The 26441-nt window shown below is 67.3% G+C and carries 24 protein-coding genes; 6 read left to right on the plus strand and 18 right to left on the minus strand.

Annotation, left to right across the window (positions count from 1 at the left end; genetic code table 11):
- Positions 1–137: 137 nt before the first annotated feature.
- From holA to leuS, 3 genes are read right to left on the minus strand one after another with little or no spacing between them, the layout of a single operon-like run.
- Positions 138–1139: a DNA polymerase III subunit delta gene (gene holA, locus HMJ39_RS00935; RefSeq protein WP_194295929.1), complete on the minus strand. Its 1002-nt coding sequence runs from the start codon at positions 1137–1139 to the stop codon at positions 138–140.
- Positions 1140–1145: 6 nt separating this feature from the next.
- Positions 1146–1640: an LPS-assembly lipoprotein LptE gene (locus HMJ39_RS00940; RefSeq protein ID WP_194295930.1), complete on the minus strand. Its 495-nt coding sequence runs from the start codon at positions 1638–1640 to the stop codon at positions 1146–1148.
- Between the two features lies 1 nt (position 1641).
- Positions 1642–4167, minus strand: a complete 2526-nt coding sequence (gene leuS, locus HMJ39_RS00945; protein ID WP_194295931.1) for a leucine--tRNA ligase — start codon at positions 4165–4167, stop codon at positions 1642–1644.
- 92 nt (positions 4168–4259) lie between these two features.
- On the opposite strand from leuS, the gene HMJ39_RS00950 reads away from it, so the two are divergent.
- Complete coding sequence (locus tag HMJ39_RS00950; protein WP_194295932.1) at positions 4260–4874, plus strand: YdcF family protein; 615 nt, start codon at positions 4260–4262, stop codon at positions 4872–4874.
- Here the strand turns inward: HMJ39_RS00950 and HMJ39_RS00955 are convergent.
- From HMJ39_RS00955 to cysW, 9 genes are all read right to left on the minus strand, one after another.
- Complete coding sequence (locus tag HMJ39_RS00955) at positions 4865–6628, minus strand: SulP family inorganic anion transporter (protein WP_194295933.1); 1764 nt, start codon at positions 6626–6628, stop codon at positions 4865–4867. The genes HMJ39_RS00950 and HMJ39_RS00955 overlap by 10 nt on opposite strands.
- Positions 6613–8277 carry a bifunctional protein tyrosine phosphatase family protein/NAD(P)/FAD-dependent oxidoreductase gene (locus HMJ39_RS00960; protein WP_194295934.1) on the minus strand — a complete coding sequence of 555 codons (1665 nt, stop codon included), beginning with the start codon at positions 8275–8277 and terminating at the stop codon, positions 6613–6615. Before HMJ39_RS00960 ends, HMJ39_RS00955 begins: the two co-directional genes overlap by 16 nt.
- A 43-nt stretch (positions 8278–8320) precedes the next feature.
- Positions 8321–9199, minus strand: coding sequence for an MBL fold metallo-hydrolase (locus tag HMJ39_RS00965; RefSeq protein WP_161383960.1), 879 nt, complete (start codon positions 9197–9199; stop codon positions 8321–8323).
- Positions 9200–9356: 157 nt separating this feature from the next.
- Positions 9357–10844 (minus strand): apolipoprotein N-acyltransferase, encoded by a 1488-nt coding sequence (lnt, locus tag HMJ39_RS00970; RefSeq protein ID WP_194295935.1) that lies wholly within the window; start codon positions 10842–10844, stop codon positions 9357–9359.
- A gap of 111 nt (positions 10845–10955) precedes the next feature.
- A complete protein-coding gene (locus HMJ39_RS00975; RefSeq protein ID WP_194295936.1) occupies positions 10956–11828 on the minus strand; it encodes an HlyC/CorC family transporter in 873 nt (290 codons plus the stop codon).
- Positions 11828–12334 (minus strand): rRNA maturation RNase YbeY, encoded by a 507-nt coding sequence (gene ybeY, locus HMJ39_RS00980; protein ID WP_194295937.1) that lies wholly within the window; start codon positions 12332–12334, stop codon positions 11828–11830. The genes HMJ39_RS00975 and ybeY overlap by 1 nt, the downstream gene beginning before the upstream one ends.
- Entirely contained in the window at positions 12306–13295 is a 990-nt protein-coding gene (locus HMJ39_RS00985) for a PhoH family protein (RefSeq protein WP_194295938.1), read from the minus strand. Before HMJ39_RS00985 ends, ybeY begins: the two co-directional genes overlap by 29 nt.
- Positions 13296–13427: 132 nt before the next feature.
- Complete coding sequence (locus tag HMJ39_RS00990; protein ID WP_194295939.1) at positions 13428–14522, minus strand: sulfate/molybdate ABC transporter ATP-binding protein; 1095 nt, start codon at positions 14520–14522, stop codon at positions 13428–13430.
- Positions 14519–15352, minus strand: a complete 834-nt coding sequence (gene cysW, locus HMJ39_RS00995; protein WP_194295940.1) for a sulfate ABC transporter permease subunit CysW — start codon at positions 15350–15352, stop codon at positions 14519–14521. The genes HMJ39_RS00990 and cysW overlap by 4 nt, the downstream gene beginning before the upstream one ends.
- A gap of 240 nt (positions 15353–15592) precedes the next feature.
- Between cysW and HMJ39_RS01000 the strand changes: the two genes are divergently transcribed.
- From HMJ39_RS01000 to HMJ39_RS01010, 3 genes are all read left to right on the plus strand, one after another.
- Positions 15593–17602 (plus strand): YncE family protein, encoded by a 2010-nt coding sequence (locus HMJ39_RS01000; RefSeq protein ID WP_194295941.1) that lies wholly within the window; start codon positions 15593–15595, stop codon positions 17600–17602.
- Positions 17603–17721: 119 nt separating this feature from the next.
- Complete coding sequence (locus HMJ39_RS01005) at positions 17722–18279, plus strand: RNA polymerase sigma factor (protein ID WP_161383952.1); 558 nt, start codon at positions 17722–17724, stop codon at positions 18277–18279.
- Complete coding sequence (locus HMJ39_RS01010; protein ID WP_194295942.1) at positions 18276–18953, plus strand: anti-sigma factor; 678 nt, start codon at positions 18276–18278, stop codon at positions 18951–18953. Before HMJ39_RS01005 ends, HMJ39_RS01010 begins: the two co-directional genes overlap by 4 nt.
- 169 nt (positions 18954–19122) lie before the next feature.
- Here the strand turns inward: HMJ39_RS01010 and cysT are convergent, their stop codons facing one another.
- The 3 genes from cysT to miaB all read right to left on the minus strand — a co-directional run bounded on the left by cysT (position 19123) and on the right by miaB (position 22432).
- The gene (gene cysT / locus HMJ39_RS01015; RefSeq protein WP_194295998.1) at positions 19123–19950 is read right to left on the minus strand and encodes a sulfate ABC transporter permease subunit CysT; all 828 of its coding nucleotides are present in this window, start codon (positions 19948–19950) and stop codon (positions 19123–19125) included.
- 9 nt (positions 19951–19959) lie between these two features.
- Positions 19960–20961 (minus strand): thiosulfate ABC transporter substrate-binding protein CysP, encoded by a 1002-nt coding sequence (gene cysP / locus HMJ39_RS01020; protein ID WP_194295943.1) that lies wholly within the window; start codon positions 20959–20961, stop codon positions 19960–19962.
- Between the two features lie 127 nt (positions 20962–21088).
- Complete coding sequence (gene miaB / locus HMJ39_RS01025; protein ID WP_194295944.1) at positions 21089–22432, minus strand: tRNA (N6-isopentenyl adenosine(37)-C2)-methylthiotransferase MiaB; 1344 nt, start codon at positions 22430–22432, stop codon at positions 21089–21091.
- A gap of 160 nt (positions 22433–22592) precedes the next feature.
- On the opposite strand from miaB, the gene HMJ39_RS01030 reads away from it, so the two are divergent.
- Entirely contained in the window at positions 22593–23174 is a 582-nt protein-coding gene (locus HMJ39_RS01030; protein WP_194295945.1) for an SCO family protein, read from the plus strand.
- The gene (locus HMJ39_RS01035) at positions 23152–23613 is read left to right on the plus strand and encodes a copper chaperone PCu(A)C (protein ID WP_194295946.1); all 462 of its coding nucleotides are present in this window, start codon (positions 23152–23154) and stop codon (positions 23611–23613) included. Before HMJ39_RS01030 ends, HMJ39_RS01035 begins: the two co-directional genes overlap by 23 nt.
- A 127-nt stretch (positions 23614–23740) precedes the next feature.
- On the opposite strand, the gene HMJ39_RS01040 is transcribed toward HMJ39_RS01035, so the two are convergent.
- The 3 genes from HMJ39_RS01040 to HMJ39_RS01050 all read right to left on the minus strand — a co-directional run bounded on the left by HMJ39_RS01040 (position 23741) and on the right by HMJ39_RS01050 (position 26325).
- Positions 23741–24442 (minus strand): TorF family putative porin, encoded by a 702-nt coding sequence (locus HMJ39_RS01040; RefSeq protein ID WP_161383945.1) that lies wholly within the window; start codon positions 24440–24442, stop codon positions 23741–23743.
- Positions 24443–24696: 254 nt separating this feature from the next.
- Positions 24697–25176: a hypothetical protein gene (locus HMJ39_RS01045; protein WP_194295947.1), complete on the minus strand. Its 480-nt coding sequence runs from the start codon at positions 25174–25176 to the stop codon at positions 24697–24699.
- 99 nt (positions 25177–25275) lie between these two features.
- On the minus strand, positions 25276–26325 hold the full coding sequence (locus HMJ39_RS01050) for a M14 family zinc carboxypeptidase (RefSeq protein WP_194295948.1): 1050 nt from the start codon (positions 26323–26325) through the stop codon (positions 25276–25278).
- Between the last annotated feature and the right edge of the window lie 116 nt (positions 26326–26441).

Consider the following 26441-nt stretch of genomic DNA (forward strand, 5'->3'; position numbering starts at 1 on the left):
GAACGGTGTAGGAGAGACTTCAGTCGCGATGGGAGCCGGCACCGCCTTTGATCGCGACTGAAGTCGCTCCTACAGTCGCTCCTACAAGGGAAGGGGAACCCCCTCAGCGGCTAACGGTTCCGTGGCCGGTTGGCGGGCTATTTTTCCAGGATCGCGGGCAGCGGCTGGCCGCACAGGCGCAGGATCAGGCCGGCCAGGAATTGCCAGGGGTCGCCGGGGCCCATGCCCTTGATGGCCTGGTCGGCGCGGATCGCCAGGGCCTGGGCGCGGTGCAGTTGGCGCGGTGGCAGTTGGCGGGCGCGGGCTTCCAGGGCGCGCAGGCGCTGGGGCGGCATGCGCGGTGGCTGGCCGCCGGTGGCCAGGGCGTCCAGGGCGCGGATGTCGCGGCCCAGGGCCCACAGGATCACCGGCGCTTCCACGCCCTCGGCGCGCAGGGTGCGCAGAATGCGCAGGGCGCGGCGGGCGTCGCCGCGACCGGTGGCGTCGGTGAGATCGAAGGGGGTGTAGCGGCTGGAGTCGCCCACCGCCTGCTGCACGGTGTCGGCGTCCACGGTGCCGCCCTCGGCGAGCAGCGCCAGCTTGTCCACTTCCTGGGCGGCGGCCAGCAGGTTGCCCTCGCTGCGTTCGATCAGCAGTTCCAGGGCGTCGTCGTGGATGCTCAGGCCGCGCCCGGCGAGGCGGTCGCGGAGCCAGTGCTGCAGCTGCTTGCCTTCCACCGGCCAGATTTCCAGCACCGCGCCGACTTTTTCCAGGGCCTTTACCCAGGCGCTGTTCCAGTCCTTGCGGCGGTCCAGCCGCGAGCAGCGGATCAGCAGCAGGGTGTCCGGGGAGGGCTGCGCCAGCAGGTCGCGGATGATCTGGCTGCCGGTTTTGTCCGGGCGTTTTTCGCCCAGCACCAGCTCGAGAATGCGTCGCCCGCCGAACAGGCTCATGCTTTGCGCTTCGTTGATCAGGGCGTTCCAGTCGATGCCGGTGTCGGCGCTGAAGCGCTGGCGTTCATCGAAGCCCTGTTCGCGGGCGGCGGCGCGTACCGCGTCCATGGCCTCGTCCTGCTGCAGGGGTTCGTCGCCGGCCACCAGATAGACCGGCAGCAGGTCCCCTTGAAGGTGCTTGGCCAGTTGCTCGACGCGCAGACGCATGGCGGATCAGGGCTCGATTTTGCGGGAGGCGTTGGCGAGCTGATTGATCAGCCGGTAGCCGACGTCCTCGAACAGGTCGGTGCGCACCAGGTCCTCCTCGTCGGAGGTGGCGGTGACGTTGTCCGGGGAGTAGGCGAAGCTGCGGATGGCGGCGATGCGGCGCGGCGGGTTGAGCATGGCGCCGGTGTCGCGATCCACCAATTGCCAGGTGATCTCGTAGCGCAGCTCGCGCTCGGCGGCCCGGCCCCGGTCGTCCACGGCGGCGGTGCGCCGGTCCCAGCGCTCATCCAGGACCTTGATGATATAGGGGGCCTGGCCGTGCACCTGAACGCCGGCCGGTTCGAGCCGGTCTTCCAGGGTGTAGCGCAGGCGCGCGCTGGCGCCGTCCACGGTAACGCTTTCCAGGTTGGGCACCGAGGTCTGGCCGCGCAGCTGCCAGCCGGAGCAGGCGCTCAGCAGCAGGGCGGCGAGCAGAACGGGAAGCGCGGAACGAAGCGTCATGTCAGTTGGCCACGATGTTGACGAGTTTGCCGGGAATCACGATCACCTTGCGCACCGTCTTGCCGTCGGTGAAGCGCTGCACATTGGGTTCTTCCCGGGCCAGTTGTTCCAGGGTGTCCTTGTCGGCGTCGGCGGGCACCTCCAGCTTGGCGCGCACCTTGCCGTTGACCTGCACCACCAGCTCGATGCTGTCCTTGGCGAGGGCGCTTTCGTCCACCGCCGGCCAGGCCGCGTCCACCGCCGGCTGGTCATGGCCCAGGGCCGTCCACAGGGAATGGGCGGCGTGGGGCACGATCGGCGAGAGCAGCAGCACCGCCGCCTCCAGGGCTTCCTGGAGCGCCGCCCGGCCGGCGTCGTCGCTGGCCTCGAAGCGGCTGATTTCGTTGCACAGCTCCATCACCGCGGCGATGGCGGTGTTGAAGGTATAGCGCCGGCTCAGGTCGTCGCTGACCTTCTGGATGGTCTCGTGGGTCTTGCGGCGCAGGGTCTTGCCGGCGTCGTCCAGGGCGGCCGGGTCCAGGGCCGGGGCGGCGCCGGCTTCGACGTGCTCGGCCACCAGCCGCCACAGGCGCTTGATAAAGCGGTGGGCGCCCTCGACGCCGGCGTCGTTCCACTCCAGGGATTGTTCCGGCGGCGCCGCGAACATCATGAACAGGCGTACGGTGTCGGCGCCGAATTCCTCGATCATCGCCTGCGGGTCCACGGTGTTGCCCTTGGACTTGGACATCTTGGCGCCGTCCTTGAGCACCATGCCCTGGCACAGCAGGCGCTTGAAGGGCTCATCGGAAGCGAGCAGGCCGGTGTCGCGCAGCAGCTTGTGGAAGAAGCGCGCGTACAGCAGGTGCAGGATGGCGTGCTCGATGCCGCCCACGTACTGATCCACCGGCAGCCAGTAGTTGGCGCGCTCGGGATCGAGCATGGCGGTGTCGTCGTCCGGGCAGGTGAAGCGCGCCGCGTACCAGCTGGATTCCATGAAGGTATCGAAGGTGTCGGTTTCGCGCAGGGCGGGCTGGCCGTTGTACTCGGTCTTCGCCCACTCCGGGTCCGCCTTGATCGGCGAGGTGACGCCGTCCATCTGCACGTCCTCGGGCAGCACCACCGGCAGCTGGTCCTCGGGCACCGGCACCTGGGTGCCATCCTCCAGGGTCAGCATGGGGATCGGCGCGCCCCAGTAGCGCTGGCGGGAGACACCCCAGTCGCGCAGCCGGTAGTTCACCTTCTTCTCGCCCAGGCCAGCTTCTTCAAGATCTACGGCGATTTTCTGGAATGCTTCGTCAGAGTGAAGGCCGTCGTACTTCCCTGAGTTGTAAAGAGTACCTTTCAGAGCGTACCAGTCTTTCCACTCTGAGCTATCAAAGGCCCAGGTCTTCCGGACCTCGTCGAATTGCTTCTTGCCCTTCTCATTGGGATTGAATTCTTTCTCGTACCGGTCGACCTCCATGGGATCAATTACCGGCTTGATCGGCAGGTCGTATTTTCGCGCGAACTCGAAATCCCGCTGGTCGTGGGCGGGCACCGCCATCACCGCGCCGGAGCCGTAGTCCATGAGCACGAAGTTGGCGATCCACACCGGCACTTCCTCGCCGCTGATCGGATGGATCGCGTAACGGCCGGTGAACACGCCTTTCTTTTCCATGGTGGCGAGATCCGCCTCGGCCACCTTGGTGTGGGCGCATTCCTCGATAAAGGCGGCGATCCCGGAATTGCCCTCGGCGGCCTGTTGGGCCACCGGATGCTGGGCGGCCACCGCCACGTAGCTGACCCCCATCAGGGTGTCCGGGCGGGTGGTGTAGACGCTCAGCGCCTGGTCCTGGTCCTTGAGGGCGAAGTCCAGCTGCACCCCCTCGGAGCGGCCGATCCAGTTGCGCTGCATGGCCTTGACCTGGTCCGGCCAGCCGTCCAGCTGGTCCAGGTCTTCCAGCAGTTCATCCGCGTAGTCGGTGATCTTCACGAACCACTGGGGGATGTCCTTGCGCTCCACCACGGCGCCGGAGCGCCAGCCACGGCCGTCGATGACCTGCTCGTTGGCGAGTACGGTCTGGTCCACCGGGTCCCAGTTCACCGTGGACATCTTCTTGTAGACCAGGCCCTTCTCGTAGAGCCTGGTGAAGAACCACTGCTCCCAGCGATAGTACTCCGGGGTGCAGGTGGCCAGCTCCCGGTCCCAGTCGTAGCCGAACCCGAGCCGCTTGAGCTGGCCCTTCATGTAGTCGATGTTCTCGTAGGTCCAGGCGGCCGGCGCGCTCTGATTCTTCACCGCCGCGTTTTCCGCCGGCAGACCGAAGGCGTCCCAGCCCATGGGCTGGAGCACGTTCTTGCCGAGCATGCGCTGGTAACGGCTGATCACGTCGCCGATGGTGTAGTTACGCACATGGCCCATGTGCAGCCGGCCGGACGGGTAGGGGAACATGCTCAGGCAATAGAATTTCTCCTTGCCGGGCTGCTCGGTGACCTTGAAGCTCTGTGCGTTTTCCCAGTGCTGCTGGGCTTCCCGTTCTACCTGGTCGGGGCGATACTGTGCGTCCATCGGTTCTCTATGAGTCGGGTGTGGTATGAGTCGGGTGTGGAAAGCCCCATAGGATACATGAGCGAACGGCGGGCAGACAGCGGATGCGCGGGATGTTGATCACGGCGGTGGTGGGCGTGGCCCTGGTGGGCGCCACCCTGCCGGTGGTGGTGCGCCAGTTCTATCCGCCGGCCCCGGCGCCGGCGGGGCAGGGCGAACCGGGCGTGGTGGTGGTGCTGGGCGCCGGCCGCCATCGCCAGGGTGACGGCTACCGGCTTACCGCCACCGGCCTGCGCCGGCTGCACCGGGGCGTGGAGGAGGCCCGGCGCCGGAATCTGCCGCTGTTGCTCAGCGGCGGCGCCGAGGACCGGGTGCCCCGGGACCCGGACGATTCCGAGGCCGGCATGATGGCGGTGGAAGCCCGGCGATTGTGGTCCGGCGCCCGCATCGAGATTGAGCCGGCCAGCCGCAGCACCTGGGAGAACGCGGTGAACAGCGCCGCCCAGCTGCGCCGGCGGGGCATCGATTCGGTGCTGTTGGTCACCGACCGGGTGCACCAGCCCCGCGCCCTGCTCAGCTTTCGCCGCCAGGGACTGACGGCGCGGCCGGCGGCGGTGGACACCCTGCCCGAGGCCGCCTGGGTGCCCTCCGCCGGGGCGCTGGCGGAGGTGCCGGTGATCTGGCGGGAGTGGGCGGCGCTGATCTGGTACCGGCTTCGCTATTTCTGATCGCCGGGCATCGCGTCCGCCGCCAGGGCGGCGTGGGCGGTGTCCGGGTCCAGCGTCTCCAGGGCCTGGTAATGGCTGAGAAACACCTGCCCCGTTAGCCGCTCAAGGAAATCGCTGCGCTGCAGCTGATCCATCACCGGCCCCTTCACCTCGGACAGATGCAGGGTGACGCCGGCGTCCGCCAGGCGCCGGTTCAGGGTTTCCAGGCTGTCCAGGGCGCTGGCGTCGATGTGGTTGATGGCCGAGCACAGCAGCACCACATGGCGCCGGCCGGCGCAGTGGATCGCCGCGTCATAGATGGCGTCCTCGGTGCGCCGGGCATTGGCGAAGTAGAGCGATTCGTCCACCCGCATGGACAGCACCCGGGGCGAGGTGACCACCCGGTGCCGGCGCACGTTGCGGAAATGCTCGGTGCCCGGCATCTGCCCCAGTTCCGCCATGTGCGGCTGGCTGGTGCGCCACAGATGCAGCCCCAGGGCCGCCGCCACGCCGGCGATCACGCCGGCTTCCACCCCCGCCGCCAGCACGCCGATCAGGGTGATCAGCATGGCGGCGAAATCCGCCTTTGAATAACGCCAGGCGCGCAGGAACGCCCCCGGGTCCACCAGGGTGAGCACCGCCACGATGATGGTGGCCGCCAGGGTGGCCTTGGGCAGATAGTGGAACCAGGGCGTGAAGAACAACGCGGTGAGGGCGATGCCGCCGGCGGTGAACACCCCCGCCAGGGGCGTGCGGGCGCCAGCGTCGAAATTGACCACCGAGCGGGAGAAGCCGCCGGTGACCGGAATGCCGCCGCTGACCCCGGAGGCCAGGTTGGCGGCGCCCAGGCCGATCAATTCGGCGTTGGAGTCGATGCGCTGGCGGCGCTTGGCGGCCAGGGTCTGGGCCACGGACACCGATTCCACGAAACCGATCAGGCTGATCAGCAGGGCCGGCAGCCACAGCTGGCCGAGCAGGCCGGCGTCGAAGGCCGGCAGGGTCGGTGACGGCAGGCCGCCGGGCACCTGGCCGACGATCGCCACGCCCCGTTCCGCCAGGCCGCCGGGGCCCGCCGCCAGGGTGGTGCCGATCACCGCCGCCACCGGGCCGGCCTTGGCCAGCAGCTCCGCCAGCCAGGCCGGCAGCGGCGTGCGCGCCAGCATGCGCTTGAGCGGGCCCCGCGCCCACAGCAGGAACAGCACGGCGGCGGCGCCCACCAGGGCGGTGGCCGGATTGAAGGCGTCCAGGTGCCCGGCGGCGGAGGCCGCCAGTTCCCACAGGGTATCGCCGTGCAGGGGAATGCCGAGCAGATGCTTGAACTGGCTGGCGGCGATCAGGATGCCGGAGGCGGTGATAAAACCGCTGATCACCGAATGGCTGAGCAGGTTGGCCACCCAGCCCAGGCGCAGCAGGCCCATGGCCACCAGCATGACGCCGGAAACCAGCGCCAGCATCACGGTGGCGGCCAGGTAGAGGTCGCCGTCGCCGCCGGCCACCTGGCCCGCCGCCGCGGCGGTCATCAGCGACACCACCGCCACCGGCCCCACCGCCAGGGTGCGGCTGGAGCCGAACAGGGCGTAGGCCACCAGCGGCAGAATGCTGGCGTACAGCCCCACCTGGGGCGGCACCCCGGCGAGCAGGGCATAGGCCAGGCTCTGCGGGATCAGCATGATGGTGACGATCAGCGCCGCCATGCCATCGGCGGCGGCGTCCTCGCGGCCGTAGCCCCGCAGCCAGCCGGCGGCGGGCAGCCATCGGGTCAGTCGGTGAGCCATTCGCGGCCCTTGAGCATGAGATCGAAGTAAATGCGTGGCATGCCCTTGGCCTTGAGCCACCAGTAGGCGGAGCGGGCTTTTTCCGGCGCCAGGGGAAAGGTCGGTTGCAGGGCGCCGTTGTAGCCGAATTCGGCGAGCACCACCTTGCCGCGTTCCACCGTCAACGGGCAGGCGCCGTAGCCTTGGTAGCGCGCCGACGGCGAGCGGCCTTCAAGGCTGGCGATCAGGTTGGTGGCCAGCACCGGAGCTTGCTTGCGCACCGCCGCGGCGGTTTTGGCGTTGGCGGTGCCGCTGGCGTCGCCCAGGGTGAAGACATTCTCGAAGCGCGGGTGGCGCAGGGTGTGGGCGTCGGCGTCCACCCAACCGGCGTCGTTGGCCAGGGGGCTGTCGCGCACGAAACCCGGCGCCCGCTGTGGCGGCGTGACGTGAAGCAGATCGAAGCTTTCCTCCCGTTCACGGGTATTGCCGTCGGCATCGGTGTCCACGAACCAGGCCTTGCGCGCCTCGCCGTCCACGGCGCGCAGGTTGCTCTGGAAGTTCAGGCTCACGCCGTAGCGGCGCACGTATTCCATCAGTGGAGGCACGAAGGCCTCCACCCCGAACAGTACCGCGCCGGCATTGTGGAACTGCACATCCACATCCTTGAGCCGGCCTTCCTTTTCCCAATGGTGGCAGGACAGGTACATGGCTTTCTGCGGCGCGCCGGCGCATTTGATCGGCATCGGCGGCTGGGTGAACAGGGCCCGCCCGGCGCGCAGGGCGCGCACCTGTTCCCAGGTGTAGGGCGCGGTCTCGAACAGATAGTTGGTGGTCACGCCATTGCGGCCCAGACTGTCGCGCAGGCCTTCCACGGCGTCCAGGTTCAGTTCCAGGCCCGGCGCCACCACCAGGGCGCGGTAACCAATGCGCTCGCCGTCCTCCAGCACCACCCGGTTTTGAGCCGGCTCGAAGGCGGCCACCCGGGCGCGTAACCACTTCGCGCCCCGGGGCATGACCCTGGCCATGGGTTTGGCGGTGTCCCGGGGATCGAAGGCGCCGCCGCCCACCAGGGTCCAGGCCGGCTGGTAGTAGTGGGTATCGGTGGGTTCCACCACCGCCACGGTCAACGATGGCCGGCGTTTCAGCAGGCTGGCCGCCGCCGCCAGGCCGCCGGCGCCACCGCCCACCACCAGCACGTCCCAGTCGCTGGCCGGGGAATGCGGCCGCGTCGCATTGTCCGGTCCGGCACGCCAATGCGCTTGCAGCCGCGGCTCCAGGTTGCCGAGGTCGTAACCGGCTCCGGCGGCCGTCTCAAGGAGCACCGCCGGGTCCAGTCGGTGGCTCTGCGACAGGGCCCACAGGCAGGTACTGCGGGTGCCGGTGCGGCAGAACGCCAGCACCGGACCCCGTTCCCCTGCCAGCAGGGCGCCGAAGCGGCGGGCGTCCGCGTCTTCCACCTGGCCGGGAATCACCGGCAGGGCATGGTAGGCCATGCCCGCTTCCCGGGCGGCCTGTTCCAGTCGCTGGCCGTCGGGCTGGTCCTCGGCTTCGCCCTCCGGCCGGTTGTTGATCACGGTGTGGAAACCGGCCCGGGCTAGGTCGGCCATGTCCTGGGGGTGGAGTTGCGGCGCCACCGACAGGTCGGCGGTCAGACGTTTGTACTCGGTCATGGGTGCTCCGGCTGCTGCGTGGGCATAAAGCGTTGTTGTGCTGTCAGAGTACGTTCAGCGGAATTTTCAGGTAACGGGTGCCGTTGTTTTCCGCCGGGGGCAAATGGCCGGCGCGCATGTTCACCTGCACCGACGGCAGGATCAGGCGTGGCATGCCCAGGGTGGCGTCGCGCTTCTCGCGCATGGCCACGAATTCCGCCTCGCTGACGCCTTCGTGCACATGAATATTGTGCTGGCGCTGCTCGCCCACGGTGGTTTCCCAGTGGAATTCCTCACGGTTGTCAGGCAGGTAGTCGTGGCACAGGAACATGCGGGTGTCGTCGGGCAGGGCCAGCAGTTTCTGGATCGAGCGATACAGGGTGCGGGCGTCGCCGCCGGGGAAGTCGCAGCGGGCGGTGCCGTAATCGGGCATGAACAGGGTGTCGCCAACGAACACGGCGTCGCCGATCAGGTGGCTCATGCAGGCGGGGGTGTGGCCGGGCGTGTGCAGGGCGCGACAACTGAGATTGCCGAGCCGGTATTCGTCGCCGTCGTGAAACAGATGGTCGAACTGGCTGCCGTCGCGCTGGAAGTCGGTGCCGGCGTTGAACACCTTGCCGAAGGTGTCTTGCACGGTGCGGATCTGGTCGCCGATGGCCAGCTTGCCGCCCACCTGTTCCTTGATCCAGGGCGCCGCGGACAGATGATCGGCGTGAACATGGGTTTCCAGCAGCCATTCCACGGTCAGGTCCTGGGCGCGCACGAAATCCACCAGGCGCTGGGCACCCTCGTGGCTAGTGCGGCCGGAATGGGGGTCGTAGTCGAGTACCGAGTCGACGATGGCGCAGTGGCGGGTCTCCGGGTCGATCACCACATAGCTTACCGTGTTGGTGTCGGTGTCGAAGAAGCTCTCAACCCGCGGGCGGGGCGCTTGTGTGCTCATGACGGGCCTCCAGGGATAGTCGCGGCCGCGCCCGGATGGCGCCGACCGGACTCCTTTTATAGGACGCCGGCGGCGGGAAGTCAAATTAAGTTATAAGCATATACAAAAATGATATATAAGGCCCGGCGGCGTTATAAGCCGCCGGTTATGAGCACGCTCACCGGCGAGGAAAAGTATCCAGCAGGGAGCGCGCCCGGCGGCCCCGGCCCAGCACCACGAAGGCCAGCGCCAGCAGCAGGGTGGGCCAGGCCCCGGCCACCATGAAGGGCGTGCTCCCCTGGCGGGGCTGGTAGTCGGCGATCAGCACATCGCGCTCGAACTGGGGCAGCCGCTCCACCACCCGGCCGTGCGGGTCGACCACGGCGGTGACGCCGTTGTTGGTGCCGCGCAGCAGCCAGCGGCCGGTTTCCAGGGCGCGCAGGCGGGTCATCTGAAAATGCTGGAGGGGGCCCGCCGAGGTGCCGAACCAGGCGTCGTTGCTGATGGTCAGCAGCACATCGGCGCCGGCGCTGCGTTCCGCCACCAGATCCGGATACAGAATCTCATAGCAAATGAACGGGGCGATCTCCTGGTCCAGGGCATGCAAGTTGGGCTGGCTGGCCCGCCCCGGGGTAAAGCTGGACATGGCCAGATCGAAGAACGGGATCAGCCCGCGCAGCAGACCCTGCAGGGGCACGTACTCGCCGAACGGCACCAACTTTTGTTTGTGGTAAACGCCGTTGTCGTGATGGGTGCCCACCACGGCGATGCTGTTGTGGTAGGTCACCGGCGAACGGGACTGGTCACGCCAGGGCAGGCCGGTGATCAGGGCGCCACCCTTGGCGGCCACCGCCTCGCCCTCGCCGTCCACGAAGCCGCGGATGTCCTGGTAGAACTCGATCATCGCCGACTCCGGCCAGATCACCAGGGTGTCCCCGGGCAGGCCGTCGGTGAGCCCGGCATAGATATCCCGGGTCTCCTCGCGCATGGTGGCCAGCCACTTCAGGTCCTGGGGAATGTTGCCCTGCACCAGGGCCACCTGCTGGCGTTCGCCGGACGGTTGGGTGAAATCCAGCTGGCCACCGATCAGGGCCGCCACGATGGCCACCACGGACACCAGCAGCGGCCCGGCGGCCCGTCCGCGTTGCTCGATCAGCGCCACCACGGTGGCGGACAGCACCACCGCCGCCAGGGTCATGGCCCAGATACCACCCAGCGGCGCCAGCCCGGCCAGGGGCGTGTCCACCAGGGCGTAGCCGCTGTACAGCCACGGGAAGCCGGTAAGCAGCCAGCCACGCACCCAGTCCAGCAGCAGCCAGGCGCCGGCGAACATCAGGGCGCCGCCGCCCAGCCGCCGGGTGAGCCAGAAGGTGAGGCCGTAGAACAGGGCCATCAGGGCGGCGAAGGCGCCGGTGAAGGGAATCGCCATCCACAGCGGCATGAAGCCGTAGTCGGTCATCGACACATGCAGCCAGCTTACCCCGAAGCCGAACATCCCCAGGCCGTAGACCCAGCCGGTGAGCAGAGCGCGCCGGGGCGTGGGCGCCCGGTGCTGGCACCAGTAGGCCAGCGCCAGGCTGACGAACAGCAACGGCCAGAGGTCGTAGGGGGCGAAGGCGAGCGGAAACAGAAGCCCGGCGATCAGGGCGAGCAGCAGGTTGAGCATGGGTGTCGGCGGTCCCGGCGCTGGAATGGAAAAAGGGGCACGAGGCCCCACTTTGCTGACGTCACGTTATACGCAAATTAACCGGGGCGCGCCATGCCGGCGCAGCGCGCGCTAGTCGGAGTCGGCGGACGCGGCGCCGGCTTCCAGCGGCGTCACCCGCAGCAGGCGGATGGTGCGGCCGTCGGCGCTCAGCACGGTGAAGCGGAAGCCGCCCATCTCCACCGCTTCGTCGCGCTGCGGCAGGTGGCCGAAGCGCTGCATCACCAGGCCGCCGATGGTGTCGAATTCCTCGTCGCTGAAACCGGTCTTGAAGTGTTCGTTGAACTCGTCGATGGGGGTCAGCGCCTTGACGGTGTAGTCGTCGCCTTCCAGATCCTTGATCAGGTAGTCGTCGTCCTCGATGTCGTGCTCGTCCTCGATCTCGCCAACGATCTGCTCGAGCACGTCCTCGATGGTGACCAGGCCGGCCACGCCGCCGTATTCATTGACCACGATGGCCATGTGGTTCTTGGTAATGCGGAATTCCCGCAGCAGCGAGTCCAGGCGCTTGGATTCCGGCACCACCATGGCCGAGCGCACATGGTCCTTGATCGCGAACCGCTCCATCTTGGCCGGCTCCAGAATCAGCGCCAGCAGATCCTTGGCCAGCAGGATGCCGATGATTTCGTCCGGGTCCTCGCCCAGCACCGGGAAGCGGGAGTGGGCGCAGTCGATGATGGTGGGCAGAAAGTCGCGCGGGTCGTCGGAGCCGCGGATGCTCACCATTTGCGAGCGGGGGATGAGAATTTCGCGCACCTGCATCTCGGATACGCAGATCGCGCCTTCGATAATGCCCAGGGTGTCGCCGTCGATGACGTCGCTGTCGCGCATGGAGCGCATCAGGCCCAGCAGTTCTTCCCGGGATCCGGGGGTGGAGGTGAAGAACTGGCCGACGCGCTCCAACCAACTTCGGCCGTTGGCGTTATCGGAATAATCGTCCGACATCAGGGGTCGAGCTCCATGATTGCGTTGCAAGACTGGTACGGGTCCGGGTAGCCCAGCTCGGCGAGGGCGCGGACTTCCAGGGCCTCCATGGCCTCCGCGTCCTGCTCGTCGATGTGGTCATAGCCGAGCAGGTGCAGCACGCCGTGGGTGACCATATGGGCCCAGTGGGCGTCCAGGGTTTTGTGCTGCTCGGCGGCCTCGCGGCGCACCACCGGCGCGCTGATCACGATGTCGCCGAGCAGCGGGTCGAGGGCGTCCTCGGGGAGGCCCTCGGGGGCTTCAAAGGGGAAGGACAGCACATTGGTGGGCTTGTCCTTGCCCCGGAAGTCGCGGTTGAGCGCGCGGATCTCGTCGTCGTCCACCACCCGCACGGTGATGTCGCCGATCACGCCGCCGGCCACCTCGGTGGCTTTCAGGGCCCAGGCCCGCAAGTCGGATTCGTCGGGGGCGTCCGGGGCGTCGCTGGCCCACTGGACCTCAACGCTGGGTGTCGGTATCCCGCTCATGACGGTCGTAGGCCTCCACAATACGTTGCACCAGCGGGTGGCGGACCACATCGCGGCTGTCGAAACGGGTGACGCCGATCTCGGTCTCGCCGTCCAGCACGTCCAGGGCGTTGACCAGCCCGGAGCGCTGATGGCGGGGCAGGTCCACCTGGGTCACGTCGCCGGTGATCACCGCCTTGGAGCCGAAGCCGATGCGGGTCAGGAACATCTTCATCTGTTCCGGCGTGGTGTTCTGCGCCTCGTCGAGAATCACGAAGCTGTTGTTCAGGGTGCGCCCGCGCATATAGGCCAGCGGCGCCACCTCGATCACCATGCGGTCCATCAGCTTGGCGACTTTCTCGAAGCCGAGCATTTCATAGAGGGCGTCGTAGAGGGGGCGCAGGTAGGGGTCGATCTTCTCCGCCAGGTCGCCGGGCAGAAAGCCCAGCTTCTCGCCGGCTTCCACCGCCGGGCGCACCAGCAGGATGCGCTGCACCTCGGCTTTTTCCAGGGCGTCCACGGCGCAGGCCACCGCCAGCCAGGTCTTGCCGGTGCCCGCCGGGCCGATGCCGAAGTTGATGTCGAAGCGGCGCACCTTCTTGACGTATTCCCGCTGGTGGCCGCCGCGCGGTTTGATGCGCGCCCGCTTGGTGCGGATCACCACCTCGTCGCTGGGGAAGGCCACGGTGTTGTCCACTTTTTCCGACAGCTCGGACTGCTGCAGCTGCAGATGCACCATTTCCGGGGTCAGGTCGTCCACCTCGGCGGTCTGGGCGTAGAGATCATTGAGCACCGTGGTGGCGGCTTGCACCGCCCGGGAGTCGCCGGACAGATGGAAGACATTGCCGCGATTGCGGATGTCCACGCTGAGTCGTTGGGCGATCTGCTTGATATGCTCGTCCAGGCGCCCGCAGAGGCTGGCCAGACGGCGGGAGTCGTAGGGTTCGAGACTGACTTGCTGGGAAGCGGCTGGTGTGTCCAAAGTCGGGAAAAGTGGCCCTTCGGGCTGTTGTGGATGCGTTCAGGATACTCCGAAGCCCGGCTTCGGGGAACCCTCCTGCGCGCACTCTAGCCCGGTCCCGGGGGGCGGGTAAAGGCCCGGCGGAACCCGCCGTCAGCCGGGCCGCACCCGGGGGCCCAGATCGCCGTCGCAGGTCACCGTCTGCAGGGCGCGCGGGAGCAGATAGAGGGTGTCGTCCCGGCCCGGCGAGAGCGCCTGCCAGGTGTCCCGGTCCAGCTCCACCTCCAGCACCCGGTCGCCCCAGCCCCGGGGCGCCAGTTCCAGGGTCACGGTGCCGCCGAACACGCTGCGCGCCACCAGTTTCACCGGCAGATGGGCGTGCTCGTCCGGCGCGTGCGAAAGCGTCGCCTCGTGGGGGCGCAGGTAGAGGGTCAGGGCCCCGTCCGGGCAGGCGCCGTGGGTATCCAGGCGCAGGCTGGCGTCGCCGGCGCGCCAGGTGATGCCGTCATAATGCCCTTCCAGGGCGTTGATGTGGCCCAGGAAGTCGAACACGAAACGGCTCGCCGGGTGCTCGTAGACCTCCACCGGCGAGCCCACCTGTTCCACCCGGCCCTGGCTCATCACCACCACCTGGTCGGAGACCTCCATGGCCTCCTCCTGGTCGTGGGTGACGAACAGGCTGGTCACGTCGATCTGCTCGTGCAGGTGGCGCAGCCAGCGGCGCAGTTCCTTGCGCACCTTGGCGTCCAGGGCGCCGAAGGGTTCATCGAGCAGCAGCACCTCGGGCTTGAGCGCCAGGGCCCGGGCCAGGGCCACGCGCTGTTTCTGGCCGCCGGACAGCTGCGCCGGATAACGGCCGGCCATGGTGTCCATCTGCACCAGTTCCAGCAGCTCGCGGACCCGGGCGCGGATGGCATCCCGGGGCGGCCGCTCGCCGCGCGGCAGCATGCGCAGGCCGAAGGCCACGTTGTCGGCCACGGTCAGATGGCGGAACAGGGCATATTGCTGGAACACGAACCCCACCCGCCGGCGGCGCGCGTCCAGGTTGGTGACGTCGCGATCATGGAAGAACACCCGCCCCCGGTCCGGTTTTTCCAGGCCGGCGATGATGCGCAGCAGGGTGGTCTTGCCGGAGCCGGACGGTCCCAGCAGGCCCACCAGGCCGCCGCGGGCCACGTCCAGGTTGATGTCCTCCAGCGCGGTGAAGGCGCCGAAGGTCTTGCGGATCGATTCGACTCGGATACTCACGGCGTCGTCTCCTGGGCGGCGTCGAGTTTGTGGTGCTGGCGCCATTCCAGCGCCGTCTTGAGCAGCAGGGTGACCAACGCCATGGCGGCGAGCAGGCCGGCGGCGGTGAAGGCGCCCACGGTGTTGTAGTCCTCGTTGAGCATCTGGATCAGCAGCGGCAGGGTCAGGGTCTCGCCGCGAATCAGCCCGGACACCACGCTCACCGCGCCGAACTCGCCCACCGCCCGGGCATTGGTGAGTACCACGCCGTAGAGCAGCGCCCAGCGGATCTTGGGCAGGGTCACGTACCAGAAGGTCTGCCAGCCGGAGGCGCCCAGCAGCACCGCCGCTTCCTCCTCCTCGGTGCCCTGGGACTGCATCAGCGGAATCAGCACCCGGGCCACGTAGGGGCAGGTGACGAATACGGTGACCATGATCATGCCCGGCAGGGCGAACATCAGCTGCACGTCCAGGGTGTCGTCCAGCCACTTGCCGAAGGCGCTCTGCCCACCGTACACCACCAGGTAGCACAGGCCGGCCACCACCGGGGACATGGCGAAGGGGATGTCGATCAGCGTGGTGAGCAGCTTGCGGCCGCGGAATTCGTAACGGGTCACGCACCAGGCCAGCAGCACGCCGAACACCAGGTTCACCGGCACGGTGACCAGCGCCACCACCAGGGTCAGTTTGATGGCGGCGATCATATCGGCGCTGGTCAGGTTATCGGCCACCACCGTGGCGCCCTGGGAAAAGGCCTGGAAAACGATCAGCACCAGCGGCAGCACCAGCAGCACCACCACGGCGCCCAGGGCGGCCAGAATCAGGGCCCATTGGTGCCAGTATCGAGGCATGCGCGCGCGGCTCCGTATTCGGGGGAGAAATAGCAGGGCCCCGATTCTATATTCCGGAACGGCAAAATAAAGCGCTGTTTTAGATCCTTTCGGCATCGCGTTAGATCGCCGGCTACGCCAACGCCACCTTTCTTTACCTTCGCTTACATCCGTACGCCGTCCCCGGGGGTACTGGGTACAGGACCCAGACGGTCCCGCGCGGGCTCCCGGCCCGACCGATTCCGACTCAAGGAGAAAGGCATGAACGCGAAAGGCAAAGGTATGTGGTGGATCTCGCCCCTGGCGATGGCCGTGGCCCTGGCCGCCTGTGGCGGTGACAGCGACAATGACCGCCCGGCCACCGGTGGCGATGACGGGGACGGCTTTCAGGCCTCGCCCCTGCTGGTGATGCACAACGGCAGCGGCAACGCCGGCCGGATCGACTGGGTCGACGGCGACCTGAACGTGGTCGGCTCCTTCAACGCGGACGCCAATGAAGGCATCGCCCTGGACCTGCTTGGCAACCTGTACGCCGCCGACGATAGCAATGGCGCCCCGAGCCGCCTGCAGGCCCTGCACATGATCGCCGACCGTCAGGACGGCTCCAGCCCCAACGCCGCCCTGGACCGGGATTTCGAGGCCGCCGGTTCGATGACTCTCAAGGGCATCGCCATCGCCCATGAAGCGGGCCTGGTGATGGCCGCCAACGTGGGCGGCAACAGCATCGAGGTGTACGGCACCGCCGCCGGCGCGGGCGCCACGCCCCTGGCCAGCACCGCCCTGTCCGGCAACGCCTGGGACCTGGCCTACGACGAGGCCACCGACCGGGTGTTCCTGGCGATGACCAACGGCACGGTGATCGTCATCGACGACTACGTGGCCGGTGGTTTCCTGGGCACGCCCTCGCGCACCATCACGCCGGACAGCGCCGGCAGCGTCTCCAACATCCACGGCATCGCCTACCGGGCGGACACCGACACCCTGGTGATCACCGACGTGGGCGACGCCGGCATCGCCGATGACGGCCGCCTGTACGTGATTGAAAATGCCGCCAGCGCCGATGGCACCGTGACCCCGTCGCGGACGCTGTCCGGGCCGGCCACCACCCTGGGTAACCCGGTGGATTTGATCCTCGACGGTGACACCGCCTACATCGCGGAAAAATCCAATGACGCGGTGCTGATCTATCGGAACGTGTTCAGCGGCGATTCCGGCGACGTGGCTCCGGACTTCAGCCTGGACAGCGTGAAACCGGAATCCCTGGCCCTGGTGGTCGAACCGGATACGCGCCCGGATCTGTCCGACATCGACACCACCGGCACCACCTTCACCGGCGTGGCGGTAACCAGCAACCCGCCGGCGGCCCCCACCGACCCGGACGTGGTGATCCTGGACACCGGCCTGACCAGCCAGCAGCGCGGCTTCACCACCAGCGTGGATCGCGAGAGCCTGGCCTTCAATCAGATGGGCGATGCCTATCTGACCTACGATACCGGCCTGGGAGTGATCAACCGCCTGGCCACCGACCGTGATGGCGAGATGCTGAGCGAAAGCCGTGACCGCGCCATCGAAGGCGCCAACACCGGCTTGGTCGCCCCCAAGGGCTTCGATGTGGCGGACGGTCTTGGCTGGGTGCTGGTCACCGACCAGGGCGACCCGGCGGTCCGTGTGTTCGGCGCCCAGGCCGGCGGTGACGTGGCGCCGCTGTTCACCACCAGCCTGAACGTGGCGCCCTGGGATCTGGACTATGATCCGGACGGCGATCGCCTCTACGTGGCGCTCACCGATGGCACCGTGGCGGTGTTCGATGACTACAGCAGCGCCCGAGGCGCCGGCGGTCCGGACCGCACCATCACCCCCGCCGAGGGCGGCACCGCCTTCGCCGCGCCCACCAATCTGCACGGCATCGTCCATGTGGCCGACAGCGACCAGCTGATCGTCTCCGACGTGGGCAGCGGCGCCAACCCCACCGACGGCAAGCTCTACGTGCTGGACAACGCCGCCAGCGCCGACGGCGTCACCAATGTGTCGGTGCGCATCGACGACAACGACAACAACGCCGTGGGCAACACCCAGCTCGGCAACCCGGTGGACATCGCCTTCGACGGCCAGCATCTGTACGTGGCCGAGAAGTCCCAGGGCAAGGTACTGCGTTTCGACAACATCCTGGACTCCGCCGGCGGTGACGTGACGCCGTCGCTGAGCTACGACCAGGCGTCGCCGGAATCGGTCTCGCTGATCGCCGATTACCTGGGCCGCGCGCCCCAGTAAGCGGTGGGCGGGCCGCCCCGGCGGCCCGCATGCCCCGGACGTTGACAGTGTCTTCTCGTGCCGGCCGTCAGGATCCCGTGATACATCCGTTTTTGATGCTCACGCCCCGGAACCCGGCCATGGACGACGATCAACAGCAGCATCTGGAACAAGGCACCGCCCTTCTGCTGGCCTGCGCCGGTGGCGACGGGGCCGCGTTCCAACGACTTTATTCCATCGAGGCACCGCGCATGCTGGCCCTGGCCCGCCGTTTCACCGGCGAGTCGGCGGCGGCGGAGGACGCGGTGCAGGACACCTTCGTCCAGGTCTGGCGCAACGCTCATCGCTTCCGGCGGGAGCGGGGCAGCGCCCGGGCCTGGCTGTACAGCCTGTTGCGCTATCGGCTCATCAACCAGCAGCGGCGTGGGCGGCACGTGGGCGACCAGGGACTGCCCGGCGACGACTGGCCGGACCCGGGGCCTTCCCCGGAGCAATGCTCCTTGGAGGCGGACCGCGACCGGCGGCTGCGGGATTGTCTGCGTGGCTTGCAGGGCGATCGCCGGCGGCCGATTCTGATGGCGTTCTATCACGGCTTCACCTATGAGCAGATCGCGGAAAGCCTGGCGGTGCCCCTGGGCACCATCAAAAGCCGGGTGCGATCCGGCCTGAAAGGCCTTCAGGAGTGTCTGCGGCTATGATTCCCCAGGACCAGGAAGAGCGTCGCCTGCTGATCGCCGAGTACGTGCTCGGCCTGCATCGCGGTGAGCGGGCGGTGGAGATCGAGCGCTGGCTGGCGGAGGACGAGGACGCCGCGCGGCTCGCCCGGCACTGGCGTGAGCATTGGGTGGGCGCCGCCGATCTTTTGCCGGCGCCGCGCCCGCCGGCCCGGTTATGGCGGCGGGTGGCCCGGGAAACCGGTCTGGCCCGGCCCTGGTGGCACGCCGGCTGGGCCAGCGTGTCGGTGTGGCGCGCGGTGAGCGCGGCGCTGCTGGTGGCGGTGGTGTTGCTGGCGGGCCCGCTGCGCCAGCCGGCGCCGGTCTATACCGTGGTGCTGCAGGCACCCGGCGAATCGGCCCGCCCGGGCTGGCGCGTCACCGTCTCCGACGGCGGCGATCTGCGGCTCACGCCGCTGGTGGAAGGGCAATACGCCGCGAATCGCAGCGTGCAGTTCTGGACCCTGGAAAACGATGCCCCGGGGCCCCGTTCCCTGGGCCTGGTGGAGCCGGGCCGGAGTCTGGTGATTCCGGCCAGCCAGGTGGGGAGCGTGGAAAGCGGCCAGCTGTTCGAGCTGACCCTGGAGCCGCAAGGCGGCTCGCCCAAGGACCGGCCCACCGGCCCGGTCCTCTTCATCGGCCGCGCCGTCGCAATATAAAAAGCAGTTAACAGTGAACAGTTAATAGTTAACAGTTGCGCGGGACGGGCCCGTGAGGCGTGGCCGCCGTGCCCGCGGAAGCAGGCCTTGCCGGCCGCGGGCCGCGGGAAAGCCGGCCAGGCTTGCTCCGTCGCTGTTAACTATTAACTGTTCACTGTTAACTGCGTTTCTAGTTTCCCTGCCAGCGTTTGATCAGCCGTCCCTGGACCACCTGAATGCCGAACAGCAGCACCAGCGAGGCGGCCAGGATCACCGAGGCCAGGGCGCTGGCGGCGGCGAAGTCGTACTCTTCCAGGCGGATGTTCACCAGCAGCGAGATGATCTCGGTCTCGAACGGCATGTTGCCGGCGATGAAGATCACCGCGCCGTATTCCCCCAGGCTGCGGGTAAAGGCCAGGGCGGTGCCGGTGAGCAGCGCCGGCATCAGTTGCGCCAGCACCACCTTGAAGAACGACGCCATGGGCGTGGCGCCCAGGGTGGCGGCGGCTTCTTCCACATCCGGCGTCAGGTCCTCCAGCACCGGCTGCACCGCGCGCACCACGAACGGCAGGCTGGTGAAGCTCATGGCGATCATGATGCCCAGGGGCGTATAGGCCACCGGGATGCCAATGGCCTCGAACCACTGGCCCAGCCAGCCGTTGGCGGCGAACAGCGCCGACAGCGTCAGGCCCGCCACGGCGGTGGGCAGGGCGAAGGGCAGGTCCACCAGGGCGTCCATGATGCGCCGCCCGGGGAAGCGGTAACGCACCAGCACCCAGGCCAGCAGCATGCCCACCACGGCGTTGATCAGGCTGGCGCCGGCGGCGGACAGGATGGTCACCTTGAAGCTGGCCAGGCTGCGCGGGTCGCTGATCACCGACCAGTAGCGGCCCCAGGTCATGTCGCTGACGTGCAGCACCAGCCCGGACAGCGGCACCAGGATCACCAGGCACACGAAAAACACGCTCAGCGCGAAGCTGAGCGTGAATCCGGGCAGTACCGAATGTCGGGTGCGCAGAACAGCCAACTAGCGGAGACTCCTTGCCTTGGCCTGCAGCTCGTCGAGCACGCCGCCGGAGGCGAAGTGGGTGTCCTGGGCCTCGGCCCAGGAGCCGAAGTAGTCCTCCACCTTGAGCAGCTTCACCGGCGGGAACTGGTCCTCGGTGGCCTTGACCACCTCGGGGTTGTGCACCCGGTAGTTGAAGGTGGTGAGCAGCTGCTGGATTTCCTTGCTGTACAGGTATTCCAGATACTCGGTGGCCACCTCGCGGGTGCCCCGGTCGTCGACCACGTCGTCCACCACGGTGACCGGGAACTCGGCCAGCACGGAGGTCTCGGGCACCACCACTTCATAGTCGTCGGTGCCGTACTGCTTGCGGATGTTGTTCACCTCGGACTCGAAGCTGATCAGCACGTCGCCGATCTCGCGCTCGGCGAAGGTCACGGTGGCGCCCCGGCCGCCGGAATCGAACACCGCCACGTTACCCAGGAAGTGGGCCATATAATCGCGGATCTTGTCCTCATCGTCGTCGAACCGCTCCTCGGCGGCCATCCAGGCGGCCAGGTAGGTGTAACGCCCGTTGCCGGAGGTCTTGGGGTTGGGGAACACCACATCCACCCCGTCCTTGGCCAGATCGTCCCAGCCCTGGATGTTCTTGGGGTTGCCCTTGCGCACCAGGAAGGCGGTGGTGGAGTAGTAGGGGCTGGAGTTGTTCGGCAGCCGGGTGTTCCAGTCCTCGGGAATCAGGTTGCCCTTGTCGTGCAGCACGTTCACGTCGGTGACCTGGTTGAAGGTCACCACGTCCGCGTCCAGCCCCTGGAGGATGGCGCGGGCCTGCTTGGAGGAGCCGGCGTGGGACTGCTTGATGGTGATGTCCTCACCGGTTTTTTCCTTCCAGTGGGCCTGGAACTTGGGGTTGTAGGCCTGGAACAGCTCCCGGGCGATGTCGTAGGAACTGTTGAGAATGGTCTGCTGGGCGCTGGCCAGCGAGGCCACGGAAAGCAGAGCGGCGGTCAGCCAAACACGCATTGTCGGGCTCCTTGCGGATGAATTCGGATTGGCGCTCAGTGTATATAACGGCAGGTTTAAATAAAGCGCCTGCTTAAACGGATTTGGAATTTAGATATGAGCGGCGGGCGCCGGCCGAATAAGGCCTTCAGCCCGCTTCGGAAAGCGCCTTCAGGCCACTCCGCAGGGAGTTGGGCAGGGCCTCGACGATCTCCACGTCCACGAAATCGCCGATCAGGTCGATGTCGTCGCAGGCGAAGTTCACCACCCGGTTGTTCTCGGTGCGGCCCTTGAGCTGGCCCGGGTCCTTCTTGGAGAAGCCGTCCACCAGAATGCGCTGGGTGGTGCCCACCATCTTGCGGGAGATGTCCAGGGCGTTCTGCTGGATGCGCTGCTGCAGAATGCGCAGGCGCTCCTTCTTCACGTCCAGGGGCACGTCGTCGGGCAGGTCCGCCGCCGGAGTGCCCGGGCGGGCGCTGTAGATGAAGCTGAAGGAGTGATCGAAGCCGATGTCGCCAATCAGGTTCATGGTGGCCTCGAAATCGGCGTCGCTTTCCCCCGGGAAGCCGATGATGAAATCCGAGCTGTAGGAAATGTCCGGGCGGATGCGGCGCAGCTTGCGCAGCTTGGATTTGTACTCCAGCACCGTGTGGTTGCGCTTCATCAGCGCCAGGATGCGGTCGGAGCCGGATTGCACCGGCAGGTGCAGGTGGCTGACCAGCTCCGGCACCTCCTCGTAGACCTGGATCAGGGCGTCGGAGAACTCCACCGGGTGGCTGGTGGTGTAGCGGATGCGGTCGATGCCGTCGATGTCGCGCAGCAGCAGGATCAGATCCGCCAGATCCAGCACCTCGCCGTTGGCGCCCTGGCCCCGGTAGGCGTTCACGTTCTGGCCCAGCAGGTTGATCTCGCGCACGCCCATGTCCGCCAGGTGGCGCACCTCGTCGAGCACCGGCTGCACCGGGCGGCTTACTTCCTCGCCGCGGGTGTAGGGCACCACGCAGAAGGTGCAGTACTTGGAGCAGCCCTCCATGATCGAGACGAAGGCGCTGGGGCCGTCCACGCTGGGCTCCGGCAGGCTGTCGAACTTCTCGATTTCCGGGAAGGTCACGTCGATGGCCAGGGAGCGGGTGGTGGACGCCTGGGTGATCAGGCCGGGCAGGCGGTGCAGGGTCTGCGGGCCGAACACCACGTCCACGTAAGGGGCGCGTTCACGGATCGCCTCGCCTTCCTGGCTGGCCACGCAGCCCCCCACGCCGATGATCAGGTCCGGGTTGCGGTCCTTCAGGCGCTTCCAGCGGCCCAGTTGGTGGAACACCTTCTCCTGGGCCTTTTCGCGGATCGAGCAGGTGTTGAGCAGCAGCACATCCGCTTCTTCCGGATTGTCCGTGGGCTCCAGGCTGTGGGTGGACTCCAGCAGATCCACCATGCGGGTGGAGTCGTACTCGTTCATCTGGCAGCCGTGGGTCTGGATAAACAGCTTGCGTGCCATGGGGAAGACCGTCGATCGATTGGAAAATGGGCGCCGATTGTACCGCCCGAGGGGGCAAACCGGGAACCCCGGACGTGGCAAAACGCCGCACCGCCGCGCTGGGCGCGCGCCGCCCCGGCGCGGTATCATCCGGCGCCGCCGTCGTGATCCGGAGCCCACCATGCCCTTTTACCGCGTCCTGGCGGGCCGGCTTGGCCTGCTGACCCTGTTCCTGGCCCTGGCCGCCTGCGCCGAGCCCCGCCAGGAGCTGCCGGTGAACACCCGCCTGGGTGGGGATTTCACCCTCACCGACCACCGTGGCGAGGCGTTCCGCCTGGCCGACCAGGAAGGCCGGGTGGTGCTCATGTTCTTCGGCTACACCCATTGCCCGGACATCTGTCCGGCCACCCTGGCCCGGGTCTCCCAGGTGTACCGCAATCTGCGCGAGGCCGGCGACGCCGGCCGGGTGCAGCCGCTGTTCATCACCTTCGACCCGGCCCGGGACACCCCGGCCCATCTGGCCGAGTACCTGCCCTGGTTCAAGGCCGACGTGATCGGCCTGACCGGCAGCGAAGCGGACATTCGCGCCGTGGCGGAGCAGTACGGGGTGGTCTTCCTGAAATCCGATCCCCAGGATGGGGGCTACGATTTCACCCACAGCGACTATGTTTATCTGCTGGACCAGCAGGGGCGGGTGCGCAAGCTGTACCCGTCGGACTTCAATATCGACGAGGTGACCGATGATGTACAAAGCCTTCTTTAACCGCGCTCTGGCGCGGGCGCTCGCCGGCGCCGGCCTGCTGGCCCTGGCCGCCGGTGCCTCGGCGGCGGACGATCTGGTGGTGGAAAACGCCTGGCTGCGCGCGGTGCCACCGGTGTCGCCGACCATGGCGGGCTATTTCGAGCTGCGCAACAAAGGCGACCGCAGCGTGAAGCTGGAAGGCGCGGAGGCGGAATTCGCCGGCATGGCCATGCTGCACGGCACCGAAACCACCGGCGACGGCCAGCGCCGCATGGTGCATCTGGGGACCATTCGTCTGGATCCCGGTGACCGGGTCAGCTTCAAGCCGGGTGGCAAGCATCTGATGCTGATGAAACTCAGCGACGTGCCGCGCGCCGGCGAAACCGTGGCGGTGTGTTTGACCTTCACCAATCACGATGATGTCTGCGCGGATTTCCAGGTAAGGCACAATTCGCCTTAGGGGAGGGAGGAATTAAAAAACACCGTGGGGCCTGCTTGCGTTTCCAGCGAGGACCAGGGAGGGCCCCACGGTGTGAAAAGGTTGGGCGGGGGGAGAGACCCGCCCGAATACTCTCAGCGCTTACTTCTTAGAACGACAGGGCGTAGGTCACGACGAACAGGGTGTCGTTGGCTTCGTCCATGTTGTCGTCATCGGAATCCACCACCTTGGAGACGGTGAAGCCCAGTTCATCGGTCATGGCGTAGGTCAGATCCACGTGGGTGTAGTCGGAGCTGTCCGCGTCGAAGTCGAAGTAGCCGACGTTGACGCCGAACTGGTCGTAGCTGTAGCCCACGTTGTAGTAGTTGTCCTTGTTGTCCACCGCGTCGCTGCCGTGGCCGTAGTCGCCCACGCCGATGAAGGCGGCGGCGGAGAAGCCGGCCAGGCCGAAGCTGGCGATCACTTCCTGGAAGTCCGCGTCGGTGGCGTTCGGGTAGTTGTAGTCGACGAAGGACAGGTCGTAGGAGAAGTCGCCCACGGCGCCGCCGTAGCCGGCGTACAGGTCGTATTCCATGCCGCCGGTGCTGGCGTCGCCGTCACCGTCGGTGTCGTTCTCGGAGCTGGCCCACACGCCGGCGTACAGGCCGGTGGAATGCGCGTAGTCCAAGCCACCGAATACCTGGGCGTTACCGGCGGACAAGTCCTGACCACGCCACAGGTAGATGTTGGAAATGCCCACGTTACCGCTGACTTCGGCGGCGGCCATGGACGGAGCGATCAGGCCGGTGGCGGCGGTGGCGGCCACGGTGGCGGCCAAAACGGTCTTCTTCATCCCAGATACGTGTTTCATGTGCAACCCTCTTTGCAAATAACTGTTTTCTAGGTTGTGCGCTCCTGGCGCACTGGCCTGGGAGGCTCGACCGGATACAAAGCAGGGAGCGTGCCAAAAATAAAAAACGGTTAGGAATCAGGGGTTTGAGAGGGGGAGGGGAAAATCGGAAAGGTAAAATAACGAAAAGCGGGAAGGGCGGATGCGTCGTTTTGGTGCGATGCACCGAAATGGGGCCGCGCGGCGGTGCTTTACGGCGCCGCCGCGCGCCGGACTCAGTCCGGGCAGTGCCAGTCCACCGGCACGGCATCGGCGCGCACGCCATCCTCGCCGCGGATCTCCAGCCCGCAGTTGCCGGTATCGGTGCGGGTGAAGTGGGCCCGGTAGCGCTCCCCGGGGCGGGCGTCGAACTGGGCCGCCACCCGGCAGCGGTCGCGGCCGCCGGCGGCGCGGGCCTCGTTGTACACCAGGCCTACCCGGGCGCGCTCCGAGGCGGCCACGGACACGGTCACCTCCTCGCCTTTCTTCATGGTCTGGAACAGTTTGTCGAAGGCGTTGGTTTCCCAGGGCTTCACCGCCAGGGCCATTTGCGTGTCCTTGAAGCCCTTGCCGGGCACGCACACCGCCGGCTGGGCCGAGGCGTCGCCGGTGAAGGTGACGGTGGCGGTGTCGGCGCCGGCCGGTTCCTGGTAGCTGAACATCTGGCAGCCGGTGAGCAGCGCCAGTGGCAAAAGAGCGGTGGTTATTCTGATCATGGTGGTCCTCCTGAACAATTGAAACGAGTGTACGGATGCAAGAGGAGGGCCACCAGCGGGTTTATCGAGGGCCACCAGCGGGTTTATGTGACGCGGCGTTCAGTCTTCGCTGCCGCCGAACCAGTGGCGCACCGCGTCCCGGGCCAGGGCGCGGCGGCGCTCGCCGGTGGGCAGCCAGTTGCCGGCGTTGCCGGCCAGGGCCATGAGCACGTCGAACAGCGGCAGGTGCTGGCGCAGCACCCGGTGATGGCGATGGCCGATGATGGGATTGAAGTAACCGAAGAAATCCAGCATCTGGCGCGGATTCTTGCGCACCCACAGCCAGGAGCCCATTTCCAGGGTGAACGGCAGGAACAGACGGTCCGGGTGGCGCTCCCGGGCATCGTCGTACAGGTAATCCCACAGGTCGCCGTGGGTGGTGTAGTTAAGCGACTGCGGCTCGATCAGATACGGGTGGTGATGCGGGTAGGTGCTTTCCAGCACCTGCTTGAGGCGGTACACCTCCGCCAGATGGGCGATGGGCCGGTGGGTGCGCGCATAGGAGCACCAGATGCGGTCGCGCCGGCCAAAGCCGCTGTGGCAGTCCAGGCTCAGTGACACCGGCGCGTTCATCAGCTTGTCGTGTACCACTTCCACCAGGGCCTGCGCCTCGGCCTCCATGGGGTCGCCGGCGCGGCCCCGGTACCAGGGCAGGTGGCGGCTGAGCCGCTGGCCGCCGACCAGGAAGGAGACCTTGCCGTCGGCGTCCACCGGTGCGTTGCGCATCAGGTCCACGCCGTTGGGGTTGCTGCGGGTGCGCCGCCAGATACCGCCGGGATTGACCATGGGCATGAACACCAGGCGCACGCTTTCCAGCCGCCGGTGCAGATGGTCGTCCCATTGCAGGCGGTGGATCAGGCTGTGCAGCAGCGACAGGATCACCTGGGTGCCGATGCGTTCCACGCCGTGCACGCCGCCGAAGAACCCCATCACCGGCGCGCCCGGCGAGCGGCTGCCCATTTCGATCACGCGCACCGGCAGCGCCAGGTCGCCCTGGGGCACGCGCAGCACCTCGCTGACCCGCAGGTGCCGCTCGCCCAGACGGATCAGGCTGTCCAGGTGCAGCAGCTCGGGCAGGTGCCGTTGTAGGAGATAGAGACGTTCTTCCATTGAGGGGACCGCGATCGTTGCCGGCAGTGTAGCCCGGCGGTGTCACGGTTTTATGACAGTGGTTTCATGGCGCTCCGCCGGCGGCGTCCGTGTCACGCAAGCGTGACCAAATTGTC

The organism is Alloalcanivorax profundimaris (assembly GCF_015265435.1).
Taxonomy (GTDB): Bacteria; Pseudomonadota; Gammaproteobacteria; order Pseudomonadales; family Alcanivoracaceae; genus Alloalcanivorax; species Alloalcanivorax profundimaris.

Coding starts and splice junctions, on each gene's coding strand:
- holA (WP_194295929.1), bottom strand. CDS start 1,139: ATGCGTCTGCGCGTCGAGCAACTGGCCAAGCACCTTCAAGGGGACCTG.
- HMJ39_RS00940 (WP_194295930.1), bottom strand. CDS start 1,640: ATGACGCTTCGTTCCGCGCTTCCCGTTCTGCTCGCCGCCCTGCTGCTG.
- leuS (WP_194295931.1), bottom strand. CDS start 4,167: ATGGACGCACAGTATCGCCCCGACCAGGTAGAACGGGAAGCCCAGCAG.
- HMJ39_RS00950 (WP_194295932.1), top strand. CDS start 4,260: ATGTTGATCACGGCGGTGGTGGGCGTGGCCCTGGTGGGCGCCACCCTG.
- HMJ39_RS00955 (WP_194295933.1), bottom strand. CDS start 6,628: ATGGCTCACCGACTGACCCGATGGCTGCCCGCCGCCGGCTGGCTGCGG.
- HMJ39_RS00960 (WP_194295934.1), bottom strand. CDS start 8,277: ATGACCGAGTACAAACGTCTGACCGCCGACCTGTCGGTGGCGCCGCAA.
- HMJ39_RS00965 (WP_161383960.1), bottom strand. CDS start 9,199: ATGAGCACACAAGCGCCCCGCCCGCGGGTTGAGAGCTTCTTCGACACC.
- lnt (WP_194295935.1), bottom strand. CDS start 10,844: ATGCTCAACCTGCTGCTCGCCCTGATCGCCGGGCTTCTGTTTCCGCTC.
- HMJ39_RS00975 (WP_194295936.1), bottom strand. CDS start 11,828: ATGTCGGACGATTATTCCGATAACGCCAACGGCCGAAGTTGGTTGGAG.
- ybeY (WP_194295937.1), bottom strand. CDS start 12,334: ATGAGCGGGATACCGACACCCAGCGTTGAGGTCCAGTGGGCCAGCGAC.
- cysW (WP_194295940.1), bottom strand. CDS start 15,352: ATGCCTCGATACTGGCACCAATGGGCCCTGATTCTGGCCGCCCTGGGC.
- HMJ39_RS01000 (WP_194295941.1), top strand. CDS start 15,593: ATGAACGCGAAAGGCAAAGGTATGTGGTGGATCTCGCCCCTGGCGATG.
- HMJ39_RS01005 (WP_161383952.1), top strand. CDS start 17,722: ATGGACGACGATCAACAGCAGCATCTGGAACAAGGCACCGCCCTTCTG.
- HMJ39_RS01010 (WP_194295942.1), top strand. CDS start 18,276: ATGATTCCCCAGGACCAGGAAGAGCGTCGCCTGCTGATCGCCGAGTAC.
- cysP (WP_194295943.1), bottom strand. CDS start 20,961: ATGCGTGTTTGGCTGACCGCCGCTCTGCTTTCCGTGGCCTCGCTGGCC.
- miaB (WP_194295944.1), bottom strand. CDS start 22,432: ATGGCACGCAAGCTGTTTATCCAGACCCACGGCTGCCAGATGAACGAG.
- HMJ39_RS01030 (WP_194295945.1), top strand. CDS start 22,593: ATGCCCTTTTACCGCGTCCTGGCGGGCCGGCTTGGCCTGCTGACCCTG.
- HMJ39_RS01035 (WP_194295946.1), top strand. CDS start 23,152: ATGATGTACAAAGCCTTCTTTAACCGCGCTCTGGCGCGGGCGCTCGCC.
- HMJ39_RS01040 (WP_161383945.1), bottom strand. CDS start 24,442: ATGAAACACGTATCTGGGATGAAGAAGACCGTTTTGGCCGCCACCGTG.
- HMJ39_RS01045 (WP_194295947.1), bottom strand. CDS start 25,176: ATGATCAGAATAACCACCGCTCTTTTGCCACTGGCGCTGCTCACCGGC.
- HMJ39_RS01050 (WP_194295948.1), bottom strand. CDS start 26,325: ATGGAAGAACGTCTCTATCTCCTACAACGGCACCTGCCCGAGCTGCTG.